General features: G+C 69.2%; 3 protein-coding genes and 1 pseudogene. 1 reads left to right on the top strand and 3 read right to left on the bottom strand.

From position 1 onward, the window contains the following. A partial coding sequence (locus E2493_RS20895) for a mechanosensitive ion channel family protein (RefSeq protein ID WP_135090706.1) occupies positions 1-1,019 on the top strand: 1,019 nt, incomplete at its 5' end. Between the two features lie 39 nt (positions 1,020-1,058). Here E2493_RS20895 and E2493_RS20890 read toward each other — a convergent pair. From E2493_RS20890 to E2493_RS21530, 3 genes and pseudogenes are all read right to left on the bottom strand, one after another. Then, positions 1,059-1,598 carry a hypothetical protein gene (locus tag E2493_RS20890; RefSeq protein ID WP_135090704.1) on the bottom strand — a complete coding sequence of 180 codons (540 nt, stop codon included), beginning with the start codon at positions 1,596-1,598 and terminating at the stop codon, positions 1,059-1,061. A gap of 334 nt (positions 1,599-1,932) precedes the next feature. After that, positions 1,933-2,559, bottom strand: a complete 627-nt coding sequence (locus E2493_RS20885) for an OmpA family protein (RefSeq protein ID WP_225421633.1) — start codon at positions 2,557-2,559, stop codon at positions 1,933-1,935. Beyond that, positions 2,556-3,117: pseudogene (locus E2493_RS21530) on the bottom strand (hypothetical protein); the annotation flags it as partial. The pseudogene E2493_RS21530 and the gene E2493_RS20885, both read right to left, overlap by 4 nt.

Here is a 3,117-nt window from a genome sequence, read left to right as displayed (position 1 = left end):
TCGCAGCTTTGTGGCTGCTCATTCGTCTGGCCGTCGCCGCGAGCTGCCGCCTCGTCAAGCGAGCGGGCAGGAGCCGGCAATTCCTGCGCGCCGTCTCCACCCCGGCCGCACTGCTCGGCGCGGTGCTGGTGGGGCGAACGCTCGGTCCGCTGGTCGGCGCGTCGATCGTTGCGCGCCAGGGCATGTCGTGGCTGCTCGAAATCACCGGCTGGGCCGCATGCGGCTGGGTCGCTCTGCGCGTCGTCGACGGACTGGGAGAAAGCGCGCTCCGGCGCCTCAGCCACAAGGGCCGACTGAACGCGACGTCCATCGTCCAGTTCGCGGTGCGGATCGCAAAGGCGGCCCTCGCCGTGGCGACGTTCATGGCGATCCTCGACGCGCTCGGGTTCGACGTCACCGCTGCCGTTGCGGCGCTCGGCATCGGCGGGATCGCACTCGCGCTCGGCGCGCAGAAGACGGTGGAGAATCTGCTCGCCAGCCTCTCCATCCTCTCGGACCGGCCGTTCCGCATCGGCGAGACCTGCCGCTTCGGCACGCTGGTCGGCACGGTCGAGGAAATCGGCATGCGATCGAGCCGGATCCGGACCCTGGACGGAACCCTGCTGACCATCCCCAACAGCATCCTCTCGAACGCGGAAATCGAGAATTATACGCGCCGCAGCAAGGCGCTCTTCAAACCCGTCTTCCATGTTGCGACCGCATCGCCACCGGCGGAGATCGAACGACTGCTTCGCGCGATGCGCGACGCCCTCTCCGGCGATCCGCGTATCGAGGGAGAGGCCGCGCGTGTCCGCTTGCTGACGCCCACCGCCGACCGGCTGCCGATCGAAGTGTTCGCGACCATTCGAACCCATGATTTCGACGCGTTCCTCGCCATCCAGGAAGAACTGATGCTGAAATTGCTGCGGATCGTGCACGCGGGATCGTTAAGGCTCGCGCCGCCGGAGATCGCGGTCGCGCCCGGCGCGGCCGCGCCGGCGCCGATCGAAGATCCTGCCGACCGCGGCGGGGCGCCGTGACTTGCCGCCCGGCGACTCGGCCGCCCCGGGGAAAGCCTGTCATGCGCCGACGGCCGGCTCCTCGCTCCTCAGCGCGCGCCCGCCCTGCTCGGCGAGCAGAGCCGCGACGGACCAGGGATCGGCGTTGGTGAGGCGGGTGTCGACGCCGATCCAGATGCCTCCGGCATGGACCTCCGCTTCGTAGCGGCGCGCATCATAGTCGCTCACTCCGTAATGGATGAGCGCACCGGCGAGGCCGCCCGCCGAACCGCCCACGATCGCTCCGCTCGCCGCGGTGCCGACGATGCTGCCGAGCCCGGCACTGAGCGCGCCGGCGGCGATGAACGGACCTGCTCCGGGGACCGCCAAGGCAGCAAGGCCGAAGAGGGCGCCGACTCCGGCCCCGACGCCGAGCCCCCTGATGGTTCCCGAAGTCCTGCTGTCCGGAATCGCCGGCACGATTTCGGTGTCGTCGATCTGCGGCGCGCGGCGGCCGACGATCGAGATCGCTTCGTCCGGGACGCCGGCCCTGCGCAGTCTGGCGACCGCGTGATCGGCGGCTTCGTAATTGTTGAATACGGCGGATACGATACGGTGCATGGGCTGGTCTCCTTTTGCGTGACGAGGCGGCGGGCACCTTGAAAGGGGTAAGCGGCGGGCGCTTGTGGTGCGCCCCGCTGCGGCCGTCGTGCGGCGGTGTTTGCTCGCTCAGGACCCGCTCCGGCTCATCGGATTCAACCGTACAGCGCGGTCGCCGTTCCGAGACTTGCCCCTGATCAATTCGGATTGCCGCAGGCGCCGGTAGAGGACGTGCGCAGCGCCCCTCCCCGACGAGGGAGATTGCGAGGAAGGCAAGCGCCGCCGTAGCGGGCGGACGCTCACGAGACCATGATCCGAGCTGCGAGGGTTGGAGCGCGCGACCGCGAGATCGCGATCAGAGGAGCCGCTCCTTCGTGTCCGCTTGTTCTGATGATTTCCGGGGTGCGGGTTCGTCGGGCGTCGCGGGGGACGACGGCGCGACGAGGATTTCCACGCGTCTGTTTCGTTGTCGCCCGTCGGGGAAATCGCTGCCGTCCGGGTTCGCGTTCGGCTCGAGCGGACGCCGCTCGCCCAAGGCGATGACAATCATCCGCTCGGCCGGCACGCCCCTGGACATCAGATAATCGCGCACCGCTTCGGCGCGCCGGCGGGAGACGGCCAGATTGTCGGCGTCGCTGCCCGAGGACTCGCTGTGTCCGGACAAGGTGATGCGCCCGCCTTCCGCAAACCTCGGGTCGGCGATCAGCGCGTCAATGGCCGCCTGAGCGGCCTTATCCAGCCGCACGCCGGACTCGCCGAAGGCGATCACCGCGCGCAACGGTTCGGGCGGCGGTGGGGGCGGCGGGGGCGTGACTTCCTCGGTCACCTCGGGGCGCATGATCGACGCCGCTGCGGCATTGCCGTCGCTCGGCGACGAGGCCGTCTGGACGTTGTTCGTCGTCGCGGCCGGCTCTTCGCTCGCGCGTTCGCACGCCCCGGCGAGAAGGTTGAGCGCCAAAAGAGCGGGCAGGGTGGTCTTCATGAGGCAGCTCCAGCGGTCTCGCCGATACGATCGTGCGCGGCCCGGCGATCGAGGAACGGCGGCGCGACACTCCAGCCGTGACTGTCCTCCAGGCCGTCTCTTGGTGAAAAGGCGATCACGGTGTCGCCGCTTTCGGGCGCGGGCTTCGATGCGTGGGTGAAGAAACGGATGCGGCCATTGCGGCGCAGGAGGATCAGGGGCTCGGCATCCCGCGGCAGGCGCGCGCGAAGCGCCTCGAATTCCGCTCCGTCGCCCAGCGTCGCGCTGGCGAATGTCCAGTCGGGGCGGGCACGGATATCCTCCACGCCGAAGCCCGAGGTGAAGAGGGCGCGGCCACGGAGGGCATCGGGAAGGCTGTGCGGGTCATCGCCCGCCGCATCGCCGAGCTGATAGACCGAGTCCCGGCCCAGCTCAGGGGCGAATTCGTTGCACACCAGTGCGTTATAGGCTTCGTTGTCGGACACGGCGACGAGCACGTCGAACTGATGGAAATCGAGATCCTCCTCCGTCGCCTCGGCCAGGATCTCGCCGTGATAGGCCGGCACGCCGCGCGCGCGC

The sequence above is a fragment of the Sphingomonas parva (ex Maeng et al. 2020) genome (genome assembly GCF_004564275.1).
GTDB lineage: Bacteria > Pseudomonadota > Alphaproteobacteria > Sphingomonadales > Sphingomonadaceae > Allosphingosinicella > Allosphingosinicella parva.
This window is presented reverse-complemented; position numbering and strand designations above follow the sequence as displayed.